The sequence below is a fragment of the Halomonas qaidamensis genome (genome assembly GCF_025917315.1).
Classification (GTDB): Bacteria; Pseudomonadota; Gammaproteobacteria; order Pseudomonadales; family Halomonadaceae; genus Vreelandella; species Vreelandella qaidamensis.
Genome location: NZ_CP080627.1, coordinates 2,721,846 through 2,743,011, shown reverse-complemented (window position 1 = coordinate 2,743,011; position 21,166 = coordinate 2,721,846). Strand labels below are relative to the sequence as shown.

At 52.3% G+C, this 21,166-nt stretch carries 17 protein-coding genes and 1 pseudogene; 14 read left to right on the top strand and 4 right to left on the bottom strand.

Annotation, left to right across the window (positions count from 1 at the left end):
• The first annotated feature begins 67 nt into the window (after positions 1-67).
• The 9 genes from K1Y77_RS12420 (at position 68) to K1Y77_RS12380 (ending at position 10,399) form a co-directional block, all read left to right on the top strand.
• Complete coding sequence (locus K1Y77_RS12420) at positions 68-283, top strand: hypothetical protein (protein ID WP_030073564.1); 216 nt, start codon at positions 68-70, stop codon at positions 281-283.
• Between the two features lie 196 nt (positions 284-479).
• Positions 480-1,454, top strand: coding sequence for a GlxA family transcriptional regulator (locus K1Y77_RS12415; RefSeq protein ID WP_030073562.1), 975 nt, complete (start codon positions 480-482; stop codon positions 1,452-1,454).
• A 100-nt stretch (positions 1,455-1,554) separates the two neighbouring features.
• Positions 1,555-2,769, top strand: a complete 1,215-nt coding sequence (locus tag K1Y77_RS12410) for an aspartate aminotransferase family protein (protein ID WP_264428791.1) — start codon at positions 1,555-1,557, stop codon at positions 2,767-2,769.
• A 35-nt stretch (positions 2,770-2,804) separates the two neighbouring features.
• On the top strand, positions 2,805-3,869 hold the full coding sequence (locus K1Y77_RS12405; RefSeq protein WP_264428790.1) for an arginine N-succinyltransferase: 1,065 nt from the start codon (positions 2,805-2,807) through the stop codon (positions 3,867-3,869).
• The gene (astA, locus tag K1Y77_RS12400; protein ID WP_264428789.1) at positions 3,869-4,900 is read left to right on the top strand and encodes an arginine N-succinyltransferase; all 1,032 of its coding nucleotides are present in this window, start codon (positions 3,869-3,871) and stop codon (positions 4,898-4,900) included. The genes K1Y77_RS12405 and astA overlap by 1 nt, the downstream gene beginning before the upstream one ends.
• A gap of 106 nt (positions 4,901-5,006) precedes the next feature.
• Positions 5,007-6,482 (top strand): succinylglutamate-semialdehyde dehydrogenase, encoded by a 1,476-nt coding sequence (astD, locus tag K1Y77_RS12395; RefSeq protein ID WP_264428788.1) that lies wholly within the window; start codon positions 5,007-5,009, stop codon positions 6,480-6,482.
• Complete coding sequence (astB, locus tag K1Y77_RS12390; protein ID WP_051690182.1) at positions 6,479-7,855, top strand: N-succinylarginine dihydrolase; 1,377 nt, start codon at positions 6,479-6,481, stop codon at positions 7,853-7,855. Before astD ends, astB begins: the two co-directional genes overlap by 4 nt.
• Positions 7,856-8,202: 347 nt before the next feature.
• A complete protein-coding gene (gene bluB, locus K1Y77_RS12385; RefSeq protein WP_030073549.1) occupies positions 8,203-8,907 on the top strand; it encodes a 5,6-dimethylbenzimidazole synthase in 705 nt (234 codons plus the stop codon).
• A 142-nt stretch (positions 8,908-9,049) separates the two neighbouring features.
• Entirely contained in the window at positions 9,050-10,399 is a 1,350-nt protein-coding gene (locus K1Y77_RS12380) for a DUF2252 domain-containing protein (RefSeq protein ID WP_264428787.1), read from the top strand.
• A 32-nt stretch (positions 10,400-10,431) separates the two neighbouring features.
• Here K1Y77_RS12380 and K1Y77_RS12375 read toward each other — a convergent pair whose 3' ends face one another.
• The 3 genes and pseudogenes from K1Y77_RS12375 to K1Y77_RS12365 form a co-directional block, all read right to left on the bottom strand.
• Positions 10,432-12,231, bottom strand: a complete 1,800-nt coding sequence (locus K1Y77_RS12375) for a GGDEF domain-containing protein (RefSeq protein ID WP_264428785.1) — start codon at positions 12,229-12,231, stop codon at positions 10,432-10,434.
• Between the two features lie 340 nt (positions 12,232-12,571).
• Positions 12,572-13,624 carry an SPFH domain-containing protein gene (locus tag K1Y77_RS12370; RefSeq protein WP_030073544.1) on the bottom strand — a complete coding sequence of 351 codons (1,053 nt, stop codon included), beginning with the start codon at positions 13,622-13,624 and terminating at the stop codon, positions 12,572-12,574.
• Positions 13,625-13,638: 14 nt separating this feature from the next.
• Positions 13,639-14,132 (bottom strand): annotated as a pseudogene (locus K1Y77_RS12365) (NfeD family protein).
• A 156-nt stretch (positions 14,133-14,288) separates the two neighbouring features.
• Here K1Y77_RS12365 and copM point away from each other — a divergent pair.
• Together copM and K1Y77_RS12355 are read left to right on the top strand one after the other, a co-directional pair.
• Positions 14,289-14,786: a CopM family metallochaperone gene (gene copM, locus K1Y77_RS12360; RefSeq protein WP_264428781.1), complete on the top strand. Its 498-nt coding sequence runs from the start codon at positions 14,289-14,291 to the stop codon at positions 14,784-14,786.
• Between the two features lie 90 nt (positions 14,787-14,876).
• Positions 14,877-15,593: a trimeric intracellular cation channel family protein gene (locus tag K1Y77_RS12355; RefSeq protein WP_084180481.1), complete on the top strand. Its 717-nt coding sequence runs from the start codon at positions 14,877-14,879 to the stop codon at positions 15,591-15,593.
• Positions 15,594-15,693: 100 nt separating this feature from the next.
• Here the strand turns inward: K1Y77_RS12355 and K1Y77_RS12350 are convergent, their stop codons facing one another.
• A complete protein-coding gene (locus K1Y77_RS12350; RefSeq protein WP_264428779.1) occupies positions 15,694-18,657 on the bottom strand; it encodes a hypothetical protein in 2,964 nt (987 codons plus the stop codon).
• Between the two features lie 107 nt (positions 18,658-18,764).
• Between K1Y77_RS12350 and K1Y77_RS12345 the strand changes: the two genes are divergently transcribed.
• The 3 genes from K1Y77_RS12345 to K1Y77_RS12335 all read left to right on the top strand — a co-directional run bounded on the left by K1Y77_RS12345 (position 18,765) and on the right by K1Y77_RS12335 (position 21,145).
• Complete coding sequence (locus tag K1Y77_RS12345; protein ID WP_030073535.1) at positions 18,765-19,472, top strand: DUF3581 family protein; 708 nt, start codon at positions 18,765-18,767, stop codon at positions 19,470-19,472.
• A 127-nt stretch (positions 19,473-19,599) separates the two neighbouring features.
• Positions 19,600-20,586 (top strand): TRAP transporter substrate-binding protein, encoded by a 987-nt coding sequence (locus K1Y77_RS12340; RefSeq protein ID WP_030073533.1) that lies wholly within the window; start codon positions 19,600-19,602, stop codon positions 20,584-20,586.
• 1 nt (position 20,587) lies between these two features.
• Positions 20,588-21,145 (top strand): TRAP transporter small permease, encoded by a 558-nt coding sequence (locus tag K1Y77_RS12335; RefSeq protein WP_264428775.1) that lies wholly within the window; start codon positions 20,588-20,590, stop codon positions 21,143-21,145.
• Positions 21,146-21,166 lie beyond the last annotated feature (21 nt).

Below are 21,166 nucleotides of genomic sequence, written 5' to 3'. Positions count from 1 at the left end.
GCGAAGCGTGTCGAAGAGGGTTAATCGCCGCGTTTTGATCATCTAACCGGAAAGCGAGAGGTGTTGTATGGATACCAAGGAAAGCAAAACCCGGGAAGAAGAGAAAGAGCACGTCATGAACGAACGTCTGCCCGAGGACTTTGAAACGTCACAGCCACAACGGCAGCCGGAAGCAAAAAAGTCTCCTAACGGACTGCATAAAATGCTCCCTTTAATTATTATCGTGATGGGGATTATCGTTGCAGGCATTGTCATGCTGGGGCTTGGCAACAGCGGCGGTTAACGAAGACGACATAGTATCGCCTTTTGTAGTATCCCCCTATTGCCGAGCATTACGCTCGGCAATTTTGTATTTATGCCCGCTATTTTTGTTTTAAGAGCCATAGCGCTGCCTTCACTTGCGCAATTGGGTAAGATGGCTTTTTTCTTGGCTATTTATCTGAGTTGGCGGCGATTTCTATGCAGCAAAGCAACGTGTTATGTCCTCAAGTACGTTGATGTCATCCGCTGGTGAACGCAGGCGGGTGGCCTTTGTGCTGCTGCCTGGTTTTTCGCTGCTGGCCCATGCGAGCGCTATCGAACCGCTGCATATGGCCAATCAGCTAAGCGGGCAGATGCTTTACCAAACCGTTACGTTAAGCTTAACCGATGAACCTGTACGCAGCGGCGCGCAGCTTTCCTTACTCGCTCAACATGTCTTAGGCGCGCCGCTTGGGCCGCTTGATATGCTGTTGGTATGTGCTCCTACACCGCTACCCTATGCATTGCCTGCCAAGCTAAATGAATGGTTGCGCAGCCATCAGGGCAGAGGTGTTGCTATCGGCGGCCTTGCGGGTGGCACGGAAGTGCTTGCCCGCTGTGGGTTGTTGGAAGGTTACCGCGCTACATTGCCCTGGCAACGTTTCGATGCGTTTGCGCAGGCGTACCCCCAGGTCACGCTTTCTCAGCAGCTATTTGAAATTGACCGTGACCGGATAACCTGTGCCGGTGGCACTGCTGCAATGGATATGATGCTAACGCTGATTGGCAAGCATCACGGCCAGCGCCTTGCCGAGCAGGTTTCTGAGCAGTTCGTCTGTGATCGCATCCGCTTAGCCGATGAGCGCCAACATGTACCACTACGTAATCGCCTTGGTCATGCGCCGCAAAGCCTAGTAGATGCCGTTACATTGATGGAGGCCAATATTGAAGAGCCGCTTTCTACGCTAGAGCTGGCCGAGCATTTGGGTATCTCTCGGCGTCAATTAGAGCGCTTATTTAAGAAGTATTTGCAAGCAGTGCCCAGCCGTTATTACCTGGATTTGCGCCTGCAGGATGCGCGTAAACAATTAAGAGAGAGCGACCGGCCGGTCGGTGATATCGCGCTAATGACTGGATTCTCCTCTGGCGCGCATTTTTCTACCGCCTATCGCAATCATTTTGGCATTACGCCACGTGAAGAGCGGCTTGGATAAGCGCAGCTTTTCATAATTTACCGTCCCAATACTGAAAGCACGGCGTCTGTCGCCCCCCGTATACTAACTCTATCCTTTATTTCACCGGAGGTATTGTCCCATGAACTACACCCCAAGCCGTCAGGATTTCGATCACTACATGACGCCTAACTACGCACCACAGCAAATTATCCCGGTACGTGGTGAAGGCAGCCGCTTGTGGGATCAACAGGGACGTGAATACATCGATTTCGCCGGTGGTATTGCGGTCAACTCACTAGGCCATTGCCACCCGGTGCTGGTAAATGCGCTTAAAGAGCAGGGCGAAAAGCTTTGGCATTTGTCGAATGTATTTACCAATGAGCCGGCGCTGGCACTTGCCAAAACGCTTACTGAGCGCACGTTCGCCGATAAGGTGTTCCTATGCTCTTCCGGTGGCGAAGCTAACGAAGCCGCGCTAAAGCTAGCCCGCCGTTGGGCGGTAGACCACCATGGCGAGCATAAAGATAAAATTATCTCGTTTTATCAGTCTTTCCATGGCCGCACTTTCTTTACTGTGAGTGTGGGTGGCCAACCCAAGTACTCTCAAGGCTTTGGCCCAGTGCCTGGTGGCATTCTGCACGCCAACTTCAATGACCTGGAAAGCGTACGCAAGCTAGTGGGCGACGATACCTGCGCCATTATGGTTGAGCCGATGCAGGGCGAAGGTGGCATTGTTCCCGCGACCCAAGAGTTTCTTCAGGGGCTACGTGATCTGTGTGATGAGCACAACGCGCTGCTAATTTTTGATGAAGTACAAACCGGCGTTGGCCGCAGCGGCGAGCTTTACGCCTACAAAAATTTCGGTATCACCCCGGATATTCTCACCAGTGCCAAGTCACTGGGTGGTGGTTTCCCGATTGGTGCCACCTTAACCACGGATGCGATTGCGAAATCTTTAGCGATTGGTACCCATGGTTCTACCTATGGGGGCAATGCGTTGGCATCGGCGGTTGCGCTAGCGGCCGTGGAATTCATTGATACCCCTGAAGTACTTAGCGGCGTTAAGCATCGTCACGACCTGTTCCGTGAGCATTTAGAAACTATTAACCGCAAACATGGCGTGTTTAAAGAAATCCGCGGCATGGGGATGCTGATGGGCGCACAAATGTCGGATGCTTTTGAAGGCCGTGCTAAAGACATTCTGCCGTTGGCTATCGAAGAGGGCGTGATGGCATTGATTGCTGGTCCTAACGTGCTACGCATGGCGCCATCTTTAGTTATTCCAGAAGACGATATTGCTGAGGGCATGGCGCGCCTAGAGCGTGCGATTGAGCGGCTAGTTGCCAGCGCATGAGTAGGCAAGAAGCCACACAAGAGGGGGCGTTAAGGATGCTGGTAATTCGACCGGTAACAATGGCTGATCTTCCAGCCCTGGAGCAGTTGGCAGAGCACGCAGTGCCACGGCTCACCAATCTGCCCGCCAACCGTGATCGGCTAGAGGAGCGCATTGTGCGCTCCCAGGAAGCTTTTAATAGTGAAATTGAGTTTCCCGGCAACGAACATTATATGTTTGTGCTGGCGGATGATGAACGCGAGGAAGTGCTAGGCACGGCGACCATCCGTGCCCAAGCCGGTGCAGCAGAAGCCTATTACACTTATCGTCAGGAAACGCTGATTCATGCTTCTCAGCAGTTGAACGTACGTAGGGAAGTGCAAACCTTAGCGCTTTCTCACGAAGCCTCTGACGCCACGCTGCTCTGCGCGTTATCGCTCAACCCGCGCTATAAAGGCACCAGTGCAGAAAGTCTGTTACGCCGTGCGCGGCTGATGTTCATTGCTCAATATCCCGAGCGTTTTTCACGCATTCTGGCGGTAGCGTTTCCGGGCTACTTGGATAGCAAAAACGAATCGCCTTTTTGGGAAAGCGTTGGCCGTCACTTTTTTGCCCGCAGCTTTCAAGAGATGAATCACATTGCTGGCGTCCGCTCGAAAAGCTTTATTGCTGAAGTGATGCCGCAATTTCCGCTTTATCTACCGCTGCTAACACCGCAGGCGCGCGCTGCCATTGGTCGCGAGCATCCCGCCCATGAGGACGCGTTAGCCGAAATGTTGGCAGAAGGCTTTGTACGCTCTCGCCATGTCGATATTTTTGACGCAGGGCCGATTGTAAAAGCCGAACGCGAGCGCTTGGAAACCTTCCGGCGTGCTGCCTGGCATCCGGTTAGGGTACGCCCTGAACACGCACTGCCCGATGCAGAACCCGCGATGATTGCCAATCAAACGCTAGGTGATTTCCGCTGTATCGTGGCGCGTTATGCGCTTTCACCTACTGGGCAATTGATGCTTTCACCACAGCACGCTAAACGCTTAGGTGTTGAAGAGGGGCGCGCGGTGCTGGCCGCGCCATTAACCCTGCCAAGCGCGGTAGATGCGCTTGATGAAGGAGAAATGTAATGCGCATTCGACCCATTGCCCGTGACGATTTAGATGGGCTCCAGGCGCTTGCGCAACAGGCAGGCGTTGGTTTTACCTCACTGCCGGATAACCGTGAGTTTTTGGCTGGAAAAATTGAAGCCGCTGCCCGTGCCTTTGAAGAGCGCACGCCGATTAACGATCGACTCTACTTCTTTGTACTGGAAGATGAGCAGAGTGGTGAGTTGGCAGGCTGCTGCGCCATTGAAGGCCAAGTGGGTCGTGAAGTGCCATTTTACAACTACCGGCTGGGTACGTTAGCGCACTCCTCGGTGCAGTTAGATTTGCACCGCACGATCGATACGCTGTTTTTAAGCTCTGATCATACCGGCGATGCCGAAGTGTGCTCGCTGTTCTTACGCCCTGAATATCGCGGCGAAGCGAGTAAACACCTACGTAATGGCGCGCTTCTTTCCAAAGCCCGCTGGCTGTTTATTGCGCAGTTTCGTGACCGTTTTCCGCAAAAAGTGCTGGCAGAGATGCGCGGCGTGTTTGATGAACATAACACCAGCCCCTTTTGGGAAAGCTTGGGTAAACACTTTTTTCCCATGGACTTTAATGAGGCCGATCGGTTAACCGGGCTAGGCCAGAAAAGCTTTATCGGTGAGTTGATGCCGAAGTTCCCGATCTACACCACGTTTATGTCGGAAGAGGCACGTGCCTGCATTGGTCAAGTGCACCGCCATACACGACCAGCTCTTGAAATGCTCAAGAAAGAAGGTCTGCGTTGGGAAGGCTATATCGATATTTTCGATGGTGGACCCACAGTGGAGGCCTACATTGACGACGTGCGAGCGATTCGTAATTCGCAGCTTTGCCAAGTAGAAGTTTCTCAAAACGCGCCTGACGAAAGCGAGAGCCTCTGGCTGGCAGCCACTACTGAGATGCTTAACTTCAGCGCTAGTTGGATAGGACGCGGCCCCACCCAGGAAAACACCATTGTGCTTAGCCAGCAAGAAGCCGACCGCCTGGGTGTTACAGCAGGTGACCACATTCGCTTGTTGGAAACCTAGCTTTTCAAGCACAGCTATTTAAACACTGATCTTTATTAACAGTCTTTCAAAACAAATACACATAACAAGCTCGCACCACCAGCACGCATACGGGAAGGAGATAACGATGCACGCCCAACAGCAGCAACTGATTAACGGCGCCTGGGTAACGGGCGATGCCGACACCTTTACAAAGCATGATCCTGTTTCTGGAACACTGCTTTGGCAAGGAGCTTCGGCCTCAAACGCACAAGTTAGCGCCGCTATCGATGCCGCGCGTGCCGCTTTTCCTGAATGGGCGCGCACTTCGTTTGCGCAGCGCCAAGCACTTGTTGAGCGTTTTGTTGAGGTACTGACGGCTCGCCGTGAAGACCTAGCAATAGCAATTGCCTCTGAGACCGGCAAGCCGCTTTGGGAAGCACGCACTGAAGCCGGCGCGATGGTCGGCAAGGTGGCGCTATCTATCAAGGCCTACCATGAACGTACAGGTGAGCGAGAAAAAGACGTGGGCAGTGCGAAAGCCGTACTGCGCCATCGCCCTCATGGTGTCATGGTGGTGTTTGGCCCCTACAACTTCCCTGGCCACCTACCCAATGGCCATATGGTGCCCGCGTTGCTCGCAGGCAATACCGTAGTGTTTAAACCCAGCGACCAAACCCCGCTGACCGCTGACTTAACCCTGCAATGCTGGGTGGAAGCGGGACTGCCTGCTGGGGTGATTAATCTAGTGCAGGGCGGTGTTGCTGTCGGCCAAGCCTTGGCAGCGCACCCCGGTATCGACGGCCTACTATTTACCGGCAGCGCTAAAGTCGGTGGCATGCTACAGCAGCAGTTCGCTGGACAGCTGGATAAAATTCTCGCTTTGGAGTTGGGAGGCAATAACCCGCTGGTGGTCAAAGACGTCGACGACGAGCGTGCAGCTGTACTGACTATTCTGCAGTCGGCGTTTTTATCTGGTGGCCAGCGCTGCACCTGTGCCCGTCGCTTAATGGTACCGCAGGGTGAGGTTGGCGATCGCCTGATCGACGCGCTTTCTGATGCGATCAGCAAGTTGCACGTGGCTGGGCAATTTGAAGAAGAGCCCGTGGCGCCATTTTATGGCGGCTTGGTCAGCGTGGTAGCTGCCGACGGCCTGCTGAAAGCGCAAGATGAGCTGGAAGCCATGGGCGGTACGGTGATTAACCGGATGCAGCGCCTGAAAGAGAACACCAGCCTGTTAAGCCCGGCGTTGATTGATGTGACGGGGCTGGACGTGCCGGACGAGGAGCATTTCGGCCCGCTGCTGAAAATCCATCGTTACAGCGATTGGGATGAAGCATTAGCCCTTGCCAATGATACACGCTATGGCTTATCTGCAGGACTCATCGGTGGCGATAAAGCTGACTGGGATGATTTCCTGCTGCGCATTCGTGCGGGCATCGTGAACTGGAACCGCCAAACCACAGGTGCCTCTGGCGACGCCCCCTTTGGCGGCGTAGGTGACAGCGGCAACCACCGGCCCAGCGCTTACTACGCGGCGGACTACTGCGCTTACCCAGTGGCATCTATGGAAGCCGACACCCTGGAAATGCCGGACACGCTGCCGCCAGGAGTCAACCTATGAGTGACGTGGTGAATATTAATAACAACGTGGTTAATAACAACGTCAGAGAAGTCAATTTTGATGGTCTGGTAGGGCCTACCCACAACTACTCTGGGCTGGCACACGGCAACGTGGCGTCGATGAGTCATGGTGGATTGGTATCCAACCCCAAAGAGGGCGCACTGCAGGGGCTTCTGAAAATGAAGTCACTGATGGATGCGGGCTACGCCCAGGGCGTATTACCACCCCAACAACGACCCGATGTGGGGGCGCTGCGGGATTTAGGCTTCAGCGGTAGCAATAGCGACGTGCTCACCCGCGCTGCAAAAGAGGCTCCTCAGTTATTGCGCGCCGTCTGCTCGGCTTCCAGTATGTGGACGGCCAACGCAGGCACTGTTACCCCCAGCGTTGATGCGCCAGATCGTCGGGTGCACTTCACCCCGGCGAACCTGCAATCGAGCTTTCATCGCTACCTAGAGCCGCAAACCACTGGCCGTGTACTACAGGCTATTTTCCATGATGAGCAGCACTTCGCTCATCACCCTGTACTGCCAGCAACGCCTGCTTTTTCTGATGAGGGCGCGGCCAATCACACCCGGCTATGCGGTGAACACGGCGAGCCAGGCATTCACCTATTTGTGTATGGTCGCCAAGCATTTGGCGGTGAGCGTGAGCCGCAACGCTTCCCCGCTCGTCAAACCCTGGAAGCCAGCCAGGCGGTGGCCCGCCAGCATGGGCTAACAGATGCGCAAACGGTATTTGCCCAGCAGCATCCAGATGCCATCGACGCGGGTGTCTTCCACAACGATGTCATTGCCGTGGGTAATGGCCCCGTGTTGCTTTATCATGAAATGGCCTTTTTGGATGAAGCGCGCACGTTGGATGAGCTGCGCGCCAAAATGTCCACGCCATTGATCCCGGTGCGGGTGCCGTTAGACGCAGTGAGTATGGAGGATGCGGTAGCGTCGTACCTGTTTAACTCCCAGCTACTTTCCAACCCGGATGGCACCATGACGCTGGTCGTGCCCAGCGAGTGCCAAGAGCGTGAAGCCGTCTGGCGCACGATCCAGGACTTCATTCTGGCGGGCCATAACCCGATTGCGGAAGTGGTCGTTAAAGATGTTAAACAGAGCATGCGCAATGGTGGTGGACCTGCCTGCCTGCGTTTACGCGTTGCCTTATCAAACGCTGAACAGGCAGCGTTGACCGGCCGCGTGTTAATGAATGATGCGCTATACGATGATCTGACTGCGTGGGTCAACCGCCATTACCGTGACCGCCTTACGGCAGATGATCTTTCCGACCCCCAGCTTGCCACTGAAGTGCTCACCGCGCTGGATGAGCTGACACAACTGCTTAAAATCGGACCTGTCTATCCGTTTCAGTTGGGATAATGGTAGCGGTGGTCGACAGGCTTTCTATGTTGTTTAGTGCTGCTTGGGGGAGGGGTGTAAGCTCCCGCTTCTTTAAATGGGAGCTTACGGAATAATGATACAACGCTGATCCCCGTAATTGGTTAAGGTGGTTCATGACCGTATAGCGGAATAAGGGTGTGGGACTCACTCCTGCCGGAAGTCTATGCGGTAAAGCTAAGCAAGTCTGCGCTATGATTTGATTAAACAATTCTTAGCGGCTGCTAGCCACCTCATCATTCGCGATCTTCTACCGCTATCGTTTTCAAGGAAGAGAGCTGCCTATTCAATGTCTGTAAAATCGATCAGCAAAAGGCCAGATCAGCTTAATGACTATCTCTAACCACCACTTCTCCGATGCCGAGAAGCGCGGGCTGTACCGCGCCATTTATGAACGGCGCGATGTGCGCTCACAGTTCTTACCTGATCCTATTGCCCCCGAGGTGTTATCAAGACTGCTAAAGGCAGCCCATCACGCACCTTCGGTAGGCTTTATGCAGCCGTGGGATTTTATTGTGATCGAAAGCCGCGAGGTTAGAGCAGCGATATTGGCGATGTTTGAGCAAGAAAACCACAAAGCCGCGGAGCGGTTTGAGGGCGATCGCAAGGAGCGTTACCAAGGCTTGAAGCTTCAAGGCATTTTGGAAAGTCCGCTTAACCTCTGTATTACCTGCGATCGCAGTCGGGGAGGCCCCCATGTACTAGGCCGCAATAGTATTGTGGATACCGACCTTTTCAGCACGTGTTTAGCGGTGCAAAATCTTTGGTTGGCGGCGCGGGCAGAAGGCATTGGCGTTGGTTGGGTCAGTATTCTCGACCAAGATCAGCTCAGCACGGCGTTAAAGTTGCCTGAACATGTTTATCCGTTGGCTTATCTTTGCATGGGCTATGTCAGCGAGTTTCTAGATCAGCCTGAGTTGGAAACAAAAGGCTGGCGCTCTCGGCTTTCATTAGATGAATTGGTGCACCATGATGGCTGGGGTAGTTCGTTGGCAGAAAGCCCGCTTCTAACTTTTTTACAAGAGCACGAATAGCCAGATCTTAACGTTGGGGAATTCGTCGATACCCGAGTTAGCTAACTGGGTATAGTTAAAATTTGCTAATGACTTATTCTCTTAACGTTTCTCACCTACGCTGATAGCAGAATGCTTTTTACGCACAGAAAAAGGCAACGCGATGAGCCATGCACTAACCGGACATAACCGCCCACAGCAAGTGATTGAGGCGATTCAGCAGGTGAATGCCCCGCTAAATGTGGCACACCGCCAAGCAAAGTACGCCAAGATGGCTGCCTCTCCCTACCGATTCTTTCGTGGAACTAATCACTTATATTGGCAGGACGTATGGCATGACTGGCGTTTTGCGCTATTTGGCGGATGGCCGTCTACCCAAACATGGCTTCAAGGCGATGCGCATATTTATAACTTTGGTGCTTATGGTCACCACGATGACCAAGTGCGCTATGGCATGGATGATTTTGATGATGCGTTGATAGGCGACTATCAATACGATGTATGGCGGCTGGCGATCAGCGTAGTGTTGGATAGCCGTGAAAACGCAGCGTTAAGTTCTAAAGCGTCTGATAAAGCGCTGAAAAAGCTGTTAGAGGGGTACATCCATACGCTAGCGGATTACAAAGAAGCTCATGTAAAAGATGACCATACTAAAGAGCTGCCCATTGATGCGGTGACTTTGGATAGCGCCAAAGGGCCACTCAAGCCGTTTATGGGGAAAGTTGCCGATAAGCAGAGTCGGGCGCGTATGCTGGAAAAATGGACGACTCTAGATGAGCAGAAAGGGCGCATATTTGCCGAGCGCCCTGGCAAGTTAGCGAACTTACCTGCAGATGTCGCCAGCCAGCTGCGTCGTTTGATTGAGCAAGAGTACCAACAGACGCTACAGCATCCGATCAAAGAGAGTGACCCAAAACACTTTCGTGTAAAAGATACCGCGCGCCGCCTAGATGCGGGAACGGGCTCGCTAGGTGTCGAGCGCTATTATGTATTAATCGAGGGTGGTGCGGCTCATGAACACGACGACGTTATATTAGATGTTAAAGAACAGGTAACGCCGGAAGCTTACAGCTTAATGAATAAAGCTCAGCAGCAAGCGTGGCGAAAGTTATTTCCTAATGAAGGCATTCGCCATGCGGCAGCCTTTCATGCCATTGCTGAACACCCGGACGCCTATTTGGGTTGGCTGACCATGAACGGCAAAGTGTTTTCGGTCAGAGAGCGGTCTCCATTCAAAAAAGATGTGCCTACCCACAAACTTTCAGGGGGCAAGTCTTATCGCAAGTTAGCGCGTCAGTGGGGAGAAATTCTCGCACGTGAACATCTGCGCGGTGCCCAGGCTCTTCACCGTGGGCATTCTGCACCATTTGCCAACGCGGTATGTCAGCGCTTGGAAGGACGTGAAGCGCAATTTATTGAGGTGGTATCGACCCTTGCGGTTGCTTATGCCGCCTGCGTATCACAAGATTACGAGGTATTTGTAGAGCACTTTCTGGCGACGAATTCTTGCTAAGAGGCTACGCCATTAATGTTGATGGCGTTTGTTCATAGCGTTTGTTGTTTACTAAACAAGTAGCTTTGCTCTTCAAGCGATTCTTCCCAAACAACACAGCGGTTTCGTCCGCTGTGTTTTGCGTGATAAAGGGCTTCGTCAGCGAGTCGTAGCAGCTTCTTAGGGTCTCGAGTGTGATCAGGGTAGGTGGCTATCCCGCAGGACAGTGTTATTTGCCGAAGAGCCGTGCCTTCATGAGTAAATATCTCTTGAGATATAGAGGCTAGTAGCGTGTTTGCCCTGGACTCCGCAGCGATTTGGGACGTGGCAGGTAGCAGAGCAATAAACTCTTCGCCACCGAAACGACAGATAACATCAAGACCGCGTAAGTGTTGGCGTAGTAGTCGTGCGACCTCTACCAATACAGCGTCTCCTGTATCGTGACCAAAAACGTCGTTAATCTGTTTGAAATGATCGATATCAAGCATTAAAACTGAAAGTTGGCTGGCGTATTGTTGCGCTCGCTGACAGTGATGATCAAACGCAGTATCGAAGTGGCGTCGGTTATGCAGCCCTGTTAGCGGGTCTTTAAATGATAGCCCTTCGAGTTCCTGAACCAGCTTGTCGAGATCGGCTGTCCGAGACGCTACCTGTTGCTCAAGCGTTTCATTCGCGATAGCAAGCTGTTGCTGGGTATGGCGGTAGTGCCATAGGAAAATAGCAGCATTGGCGAGAGTGAAAGCTAATGTGCCATAGCTTAATGGTACGTTGCGCCAGGTTATAAAGCCGTGAGCAACGGCCATATCAGCTAACAACAACGGTGCAAAAAACGTAAAGCTAACCACCAGCAACCGCTGCTCCACTTTCAGTCGTTGAAAGCGCATAAGTGCGAGTACCAGCATCATGGGAAGTGTGATAGCTAGCATTACGTCAAAGATGGGAAAAGTGATTGAAAGGCTGATCACACCAAGCTGCACTAGCCCCATAGTGGCAACGAGATATACTAGGTGAATAATCCACAGCCGGGTTATCCAGCGCTTAGCAGTGCCCTCCAACCAGTCGCTGAGCAATAAGCCCAATGCCACTGGCAGGGTGTAGTAACTTCCAGCACGCAATATGTCCCAGGCTAGCGCTCCATCTGCCATTAGTTGGCGCGCTGGAGTTTCTGCAATTAACATCAGCCCCGAAGCGTAGGCAAATAGCGCAATGGCACTAAAACCGCGTCGTTCAGGGCCAATTAAAGTGAAAATGGTTGCGAGAATAGCCAACACTAATACCAGCGCACTGACGGCTAAATCTTTAGTAGAGTCGTGAATCACTTGCTTTAGAACATCACTACGCTCCATTACCTGGATTTGGCCCCACAAGCCAATACTGGTGTAGTACGAATAGAAGCGAAAAGTGAGGGGCTGGCCGGCGGCATCTTGGGGAAGGTCAATCATATGCCAGGGCCAGCCAGCAAAATCCCCTTTTCCTAGATCGTCAAACTCCCCGTATTGATAAATAAGCGTGTCGCCTAGATAAACTTGACCGATAAGATTAATGCTAGTGATAAATAGAACCGGGTCGTTCCAGTCACCGGCTGGCAGCGTCGTTCGCAACCAAAGATGCTCGTGCCCTTCGCGTCCCGGTGGATTAAACGGAGAGTCAATTGACTGCCATTCACTAAAATTGCCGTGTAGCCATTGTGGCTGGTTATTTGAATCAAGTGGTGAGTCACCCCAGCGAAATTCCCAATTTTGCAGCGGTAGGGGCTGAGCAGCAGCGGTAAGGCCACTAGGCAGTAGCACAAAAGCAGCCAGTATTAGAAGTAGCTGGGTGCAGTGACGTATGGCAAGCCAATGAGGCAGCATGATGAACGCCCTAATCTACTGGTTACAATCCTTGTGCTGAAAAGTGCCTCAGCCCAATAATCAGATGAGTTGGTTGAGGCGCGATGATAAAAACACTAACCCAGCCGCCCGCTTAACTAGCAAGAAACATCAGGCGATGACAGTGCCTTTAACGTTAAAATGCGCGATAACACTAATAAACAGAGTCAACTATGAAACAGGGTTGGCTGGGTTTTTTAACCAGCCTAACCGTGTTTCACACTGCCTCTAGGTATAACACCTCTAGAAATAGCATTTAGCCTGGTATTATTGAAATAGTACTTTTTAAATGACTACAAAATAATTATTTATCACTAAACAATTAATGACCGCCAGCCGCGCCACCGACGATACCGCTACGAAAGCCGCTTTCGCTGCTGTTGCGCTGTTTTAAGTGATTAGCGACAGTGTCTTCGGGGGAGCCCGCCATTTCACGGAACATGCCCATTGACCCCAGTAGAGCAGAGGACTCGTAAGGCACGAATACCCGCTCTCCGTCTTTCGCCATGTTGGGCAGCCCTTTGATATAGCTTTGGCCAAGTAGGTAGCCCACTACGGTGCGCTTGTTCTCTTCGCTGTCGCCGATGGCGCTAAGCACAAGCTTAATAGATTCCTGCTCACCTTGGGCGCGTAGAATTGCTGACTCTTTGTCCCCCTGGGCATTTAGAATGGCCGACTCACGCTGCCCTTGCGCCATTGCAATGGCGGCGGACTTTTCACCTTCTGCTTCTGTTACCGTCGCACGGCGTTTACGTTCGGCAGCCATTTGCAGGCGCATTGCGGTTTCTACCTCGTCCGGCATGGCAATATCTTGCACCTCTACGCGGGAGATCTTGACTCCCCATTTGGACGCGGGCTCCTCCATTGCTGCCTGGATTTCATTGTTCACCTCAGCACGGGACTCAAACAGTTTATCTAGCTCCATCTTACCGACTACTGAGCGAAGCGTGGTTTTTGCCAGCACCTCGACGGCTTGACTCATATTTTCTACTTCATAGACGGCACGTTTAGGGTCAATAATTTGGTAGTAGAGCGCACCATTGATTCTCACGGTGACGTTATCTGTGGTGACAACTGGCTGGCCAGGAAAGTCCATGACCGTTTCACGGCGGTCAATACGGATTTCATCGCTGGTAATGGCTGTGTAGTCTTCGCCCATCTTGCGATAGCGCAGCATTGTGATCGCACGCGGCTGCTCAATAAACGGAATAATAATGTTGATGCCGCTTTCAAGTACGCGATGAAACGAACCGAGACGCTCGATCACCATCACTTCTGACTGGCGAACAATGACCAATCCTTTCGAGATGATGAGCACGCCAATAACGACGATAATCAGGCTGATGAGCAGGCCTGGGCTAATCGAGAAATCCATGAGGCTATTCATGTTTATGGCTCCTTGCGTTGGAAATTGCATCCTGGGAAGTAGCGTCTGTTGAAGGTGTCAGCGTCACTAAGGCCGTTGTACCTTCAAAGCGTTTAAAGACCACTTGGGTTCCTGGCGGCAGCTCAGTATCACCGCTTTCGATCACCCGTAAACGGTAGAAGTCACCGTTCACCTTAATACCGGTTGCACTGTCAAAGTCACGTATCAGCGTTCTGTACTGGTTGTCTTTTTCAACGCCGGTACCCGTTGTGCCATAGGCAACGCCTTTTGGCGAAAAGCGCGGGCGAATTACCATAACGCCTAAGGGTACTAGAATGCCTGCGAAAACCCCCATGCTGAGCAACTGCCAAGGTAGCGATAACCCCAGCGCCGTTACCGCGGCGGTCAGCGCCGCAGCGATCCCCAGCGCAAGCAGTAGCATTGCGCCGGAGGTTAGTTCTGCCAAGCTTAGCAACAGGGCAATCACCAACCACGTATAAGCAAGGTTCCAGTCCATGTGTGCTCCTATGCAGTCTATGGGTGAAGCTGTTCACTAGAATAAGCTGTCCACTAGAGTAACCTACTCGACGTCTGTTGACCTGTGTGCTGCCTATAGGTTTTAAACTCTATTTCCTCTTATTTCATGCTTTTATCACTCTCTGGGAGAGTTGCTATGTCGCTCGTTTTTTTAACATGTAAATTAGCCAGTGCACGTTTATTAAATCCATTAAACGTGGCAGTGAGTGTTGTCGCCATGGCGAGTTTGATGGCGGCTCCTTTACTGTTTGCTGATCATCATGGCAGCTATGACCATCATGATAGCCATACACAACAAGATAGCCGTACACAGCATGGTAGCCGTACACAGCATGGTAGCGATGGCCACCATGGAGCCTCGGCGCAGGCACAGGAAGAAAATCCAGCCGTTACAGCGTATCAAACTGCCAGTGATCGTATGCATGAAGATATGGCAATGTCATTTACAGGCAACCCGGATATAGACTTCGCTAAAGGTATGATTCCTCATCATGAAGGCGCTATTGCTATGGCAGAAATTGTGTTGGAGTACGGCGAAGATTCTGAGATTCGCCAACTGGCAGAAGATATTGTTGCTGCTCAAGAGAGTGAAATTGCTTTCCTTCGCGAATGGTTAGAGCGCCATGGTCACTAGTTAATATTTTCATCGCTTTTGGGATGACCCTCCCATTCACAGGAGTGCTATTCTGCTCGCCTTATTAAGCATGTCTCTAAGGAGCGTCGCGTGTCGGGTGTGATTTACTGGTTGGATATGGCGGGGGTCATCGTATTTGCTTTGTCAGGTGTGATTTTGGCATGCCGCTCGCGGATGGACCCCTTCGGTATGCTGGTGCTCGCGGCGGTGACGGGCATCGGTGGCGGCACGCTCAGGGACTTGGTGCTAGGCGTTCGCCCGGTATTCTGGGTGACAGATCCGACCTATTTGTGGGTGATATTAGCCACAGTGGGCGTATCCTTGGTGGGGTTTCACTATATTCATCGCCTTTCTCGGGGTTTTCTACCCGTTGCTGATGCATTTGGGCTGGCGCTATTTACCGTCATTGGCACTCATAAAGCATTGCTGCTGGGTACATCAGGCGTTGTGGCGGTGTTAATGGGTATGATGACCGGTGTGGCAGGTGGCATGATTCGTGATGTGCTAGCCCAGCGGGTGCCCATGGTGCTCCGTGAAGAGATCTACGCGACCGCAGCCTTGGCGGGGGGCATTGTTTACGTGGCGTTCGATGCGTTAGAGGCGCCGCTAACCGTTGCAATTGCAGCTGCTTTAACAGTGACACTTGGGTTGCGCCTAGCGGCGATTTACTGGCACCTGGCGTTACCGGTGTTTGCCTGGGTAACCCTACCACCGAAAACCCATGATGAGTCTGCCGTACCGTTATCAACCCCTCAGAAAGCCAAAGAGCGGGTGCGGATGATTCGCCGGGAACGCACAAAGCGTTAGCCTGACCGCCTACTTTTTGCGATGTCGCTAAAAGTAGGCGCGCCTATTCTTTTCCTTCATTTTTTCTTGTGTTCGTCGCTATCTTCTCTCTCATTTACTTTCAAAATGCACGTGCTTCTCGCCAGCGATCAAACCAGCGCCTTGGTTGCACTACCTTCAATGTGGGTTCGCTATCGATCAGCTCTACGCCTATTCCTAATGCGCCAAGGTGTGCATAGAGCGCACCGTTGGCGCTTTTGTCAGATAATGTGACATCTGAAAGCAGTAACAGCGGACCACCGGTAAGCGTGAGGTTATGTAGGCGTATGCGTTCGCCGTTGATCTGAAGCTGCGCGTTACCGTTAATGCCATGGACGTTTAATAGCCGCCCCAGCCAGTCACTTTGCCTGGCGCGGGCTAGGAAGAGCCGGGCCAATAGCCCGGTATCACGCATGCCAAGGCGCAGTTGGCTAGTTAAGCGAATAGGGTCACCCCACTCAAGCTGTGCTTCGTCCATGCTAAGTTGCACCCACCAGCCAGCATCTTGTGCGCCTTCCAAGCTTTGCCGAAAAACATTTTCTAGCCGCAGGAAAGAGTCATTGGCGTTGAAGCGCCGTGTTTCTAAATCACCTTCGGTAAGCCGCAGATGTAATTCAACATCGCCCTTTAACTGCTGATCAAGTAGTGCTAGTTCGGCACCAAATGCACGTAAGGTAATATCTCCCTGAGCGGTAAGTCCATCCAGTAGCCATTCGCTGGTTAGGCTAGCTTGGCCGCCCAGCAAGGTAACTCCTGCATCTTCAGGTAGGTAACGGTTATAACGGGTGAAGTCAGGCACCTCCGTAATAGGCAGCGCGATGCGAGTAGTGAATAAATCGGGCTCTGGCGACTCCAGCACGTCACTAAAGCGGGCTGTTTCAGTTGTGAGGGCAAAGTGGCGGCCCTCCAAATGGGGGCGGTCATCGTCTTGGCGCATCAGCGCAAAGTGTGGAATGCCTAACGAAAGCCGGGCCTGCTCAGACGTGTCGAGTTGGGCCGTCAGTTCGCCGCGCCCAGTAGCGATGTAATCTAAAAATGCCACCTCAAGCTGGTTGGCATTCACCCGTAGGCGAGTGGGCGCTAATAAGCGATCATCACGAAAAGCTCCCTGAGCGAATAGTTGGCCGTTACCGGAAAGTGCCAGCCCGTGGGCGTCGGGTAAAAAGATATTTAAGAACCCCAGTCGCTGAACGCTACCTTCGAGTGAAAACTCGCCGCTGAGCGGTTTATCCCCATCACTGTTACTTCCATTGCGCTGAAAGCGGCCATCATTGAGTACTAGAATACTCTCCAATTGCTCGCTGGTAGCGTGCCTATCCGCTACTTGCCAGCGCAGACGTGAACCGCTGATATCAAGCCTTGTGCCGTCCAGAGCCGCTTGTCGAATGGCTAATCTAAGCTGCGCGTTGCTTTCCAGTACACCGTTCTGTTCCGTGTGTTGCCAGCGGGTGGCTAATTGCTCTCCTTCTAAAAGGATCTCACCCTGCGTTTGCTCGGTGGTGAAGTCGAGCCGCCCACTGCTAGTCGCTTGGCCACTGAGCAGCTGTAAGGGGGCTGGGTCGGGCAAGGCGGCTTTAAGATAGGTTTGTAACACGCTAATGTCGGGTAAGCGCGCGGATTGCCAGGTTAGGCGAGCAGTAGCGTTTCCTTGCGCCAACGTTGGGTCTAGTGGGCTACTTGCATTCAGCGTAATGGCAGCATCGGCCATCAACGTTCGCTGATGGTGGCTGAGGGTGGCGTCAGTGAAGGTGAGTGTCGCGTCTATCGCCTCTTCGTTTGACAGTTGTGCGGCCAATGAGCCGCTTCCTTGAGCCGTGAAATCAAGTAAATTAGCCGCAAGTGTTGGCGCTTGAATCGCTAACGATGCGTGATAAGGCTTGGCGTCACGTAGTGTCACGCTAGCCTCAATTTGACCGTTACCGGCAAGCCGAACTCCTTGGCCGTCAAATGTATGTGCCAGGTAGCGGTCAAGCATATCCAGGCGAGTGACGTCGCCCTTTAGTTCAAGTGAGGCGCCAGTGGGAAGGTCTAGTTGGTCTAGGCGCTGATTGGGCATACTGGTCGCTAGGCGAAGTTGCGTATTGGTGGCGTAGGGGTGGGTATCCGCCAATACGACATCGATGAGCTGGGTTGAAAAGTTAAGCTCATCGTTTTCTACCGCCAAGCGCACAGCGCCTTCACCAACGGCGGTGTGGAGCGGAGGCGGTGCTTCTGCAATCAACCAGCGCAGGTTGTCTGTTTCGCGGGGTCGCAGGCGCTGTTCGTTCACCGATAAGCGCAATTCAGGCGCATTTAAGGTTAGCACGCTGCCATGCTGTAGCTCGCCGTCGCTCAGGTTAAGCTCACCTGTTAAGTTGCCATGACCATCAAGTGTCAACCAGGGTAGCGCTTCTAAGTAGGGCATAAAGACGTCCCAGGCATCTGCTTGGGCCTCTATGGTCAGTTGAGCAGACAGGGCGCTGAGTAACTCCGCGGTGAGTTCTTCGCGGGGGATTTGCGCGGTAGTGACGCTCTCTAAGGAGGCATCTGCGCGTAACTGAATATCTTGCACCAGCGAGGCTTGGTCGCTAAGGCGTATTAGGCGACCTTGGCTGATATCCAACGATACGCTAGGGACGGCTAACGCAGCGCGGCTTAACTGGGTATCCTTCACCTGTAGTTGGCCTTGTGCCTCTAAGGCAATATCGCCGACGGTTAAGCGGCGAATGCCGTTGGCATCCAATGCCTGTATGTGCAGCTCACCGCGCAGGAGTGCCAGTAATGATAGCGAAAGTGTTGCCTGCTGGGCTTCAACGGATATTGGCAAACTGTCGTCTTCTCGTGCCAAGTAAAGATTTTCTACTTCCCAGCGTCCTGGGTGAAGGCTGTTTGCATTCGTCCAGCGCACGTCGACCCCTTCGATCTGAGAAAGTCGTTCTGGTAGCCATTGGCTATTGAGCAGCCAGGTGCTGCCACCTACCCACACCAACGTCGCCACTAATGCGCTTAATAGTAGGATGATCAGGACACGGGGTAGACGTTTTGATCTTGGGTTCTCGTTCGGCATACGGGCTTCCTTGCAGATGACTCCTGTCGGCGCGTGTTTTATGGCATTATGCGCGTCGTGGGACCGTAATGGGTTTTCGATTTCAACGCTAGGCAGGCAGCAAAGCCATGTTCAAGGATTTTTACGCGCAGCGCGGAGAGTATGTTGTGATCTCTGCTGAGCAGGCCAGCCGTTTCGCCAAGGGCGTGGCCGGCGATTACAACCCGATTCATAATCCAGATGCGCGCCGTTTTTGCGTACCTGGTGACCTGCTATTTACGCTGGTATTGGTGAAATTTGGGTTGTCGCGACAAATGGAATTTCGCTTCACCAATATGGTGGGAGCCGACACACCGCTCAAATTTAGTGAAGACGAGAACGGTCATCTACATGTCTGCGATGATGGTGGTAAATGCTACCTTCAGGTAACTCGTGGTGGAGAAGTGACTCACGATGAAGCGGCTATTGAGGCCTTTGCTCGCTGCTATGTGGCATTTTCGGGTAAAAACTTTCCCCACTATTTAAAACCTTTGATGGAGCAGCATGGGGTAATGTTTAATCCTAAGCGCCCCTTGGTTATTTACGACAGCATGGGCTTTTCCCTAGAGCGTTTAGACGGTTTTTCGCCGAACTTAGCGCTAACAAGCTCCTCGCTAGAAGTGCAGGGTAAGCGCGCCGATGCCTTGCTTGAGTTTTCGATTGAGTCTGCTGGAGAAGCGGTTGGGGTGGGCTCTAAGAAATTAGTGGTTAGTGGCTTGTGTGATTACGACGCGACTGAAATGGCAGCAATTGTTGATGAGTTTTACCGCTTAAAAGCGGCTTACGAAGCAGCGTAAGTAGCGTCGTTGCGTTAGCGTAATGGCGGGTGCCATTAACGCTAACGCTAATGTATTCTCAAAGTCTATCAATTAAAAAAACACGCGAAGCGCTATGGGCGCTTCCGCTGGATACAAGAGGCTTTGCATGAATCGCATCAAAACGCTTACGCTTGCCTGCGCAACAGCCACGCTCGCCGTTTCAGCCATGAGTGCTCAAGCGCGGGATTTTCGTCTCGGTCTTATCACGCCTGCACAGCATCTATGGTCCACCGAGGCGGAAGCCTTTGCCCAAACGCTTAACGAGCGCTCTGATGGTGAGCATAGCGTTAGCGTTTTTCCAGCCCAGCAGCTTGGCAATGAAGCGCAGATGGTTCAGCAGCTTCAAACTGGCGCATTAGATATGGCTTTTTTAACAATTGCCGAAATTTCTAATCGTATTCCTGATTTTGGTGCACTTTATGCGCCTTATCTAGTGGATGACGTTAACCATGCGGCACAGCTGTTACGTTCTGACGCGGCTGGAGAACTACTCGAATTAATGCCGCAAGAAGTCGGCTTAATTGGCGTTGGTTACGGCATGGTGGGTATGCGCCAAGTGCTCAGCCGTGATCCTATTGAAAGCGCCGACGATCTGCAGGGGCAGCGTTTACGTATTACCCCATTTGAGCCAATCCGTGATTTCTATACGGCCACTGGTGCTGCCCCTGCGCCCATGCCGCTATTAGAAGTATATGATGCGCTGGCTAACGGCCAGGTCGATGCTATTGATATGGATTTCGACTCTATTTTGATTTTGAAATTCTACGAGCAGGCGGAAAATCTGCTGATTTCTAATCATATGATGTTCCCTATGGTGGGCGTGGTGTCTGGTCGAGTGTGGCGCGAGCTGTCGGAAGATGATCGTGAGCTGATTGATACCGCAATGGCGGAGCATCTTGAAAACGTGTTGGTAGGCTTTGAAGAGATGGATGCCGCTCAGGAAGAGGAAATCCGTGCTTTAGATATCAACATTGTTGAAGCGGATGCTGAGTTCTTCTCTGACGCCATTGCACAGTGGGAAAGCATCTGGGCGCCGAAAGCGCCTATGTTAGAAACGTTACGTGCTGAAGCTGAACGGCTGCGCGACGAGTAAGATGCTGCAACGTTTTTCTTCAAGGCTTGCCCGTTGCGAAGAGATAGCCGCCGCTGCTTTAGCAGCGGCAGTTACCTGCTTCATTCTCACCAATATTGCATTTCGTGCGCTGGGTAGTCCGCTTTATTGGATTAGTGAGTTGGCAATTTATTCCATGATTTGGATGACTTTTTTAATTGCCGGCGCGGTATTTAAACGCCGCCAAGGGATAGCGGTAACACTGTTGAGCGATCTACTGCCGCAAACGGGGCGAAAACTAATTGGTCTTTGGGTAGATGCCATTGTGCTGCTATTTGCACTGCTGCTCGTGTGGCTGTGCTGGCGTTGGTATCAGCCTCTTGAACTTGCGCAAGCAGGGTTCGACACCCGTGCGTTCCAGGGGCACACTTTTAATTTTATTTACGCTGAAAACACTTCCACTCTTGGCGTTAAAAAGTTCTGGGCGTGGTTGATTGTGCCGTGGTTTGCACTGTCTCTTAGTCTGCATGGCTGGGCAAATCTTATCCAGTCACTCAACCAGTGGCGCACCCCGACTCAAGAACCTACTGCCAAAACGTGACGCTAATCCTGCTTATCATGT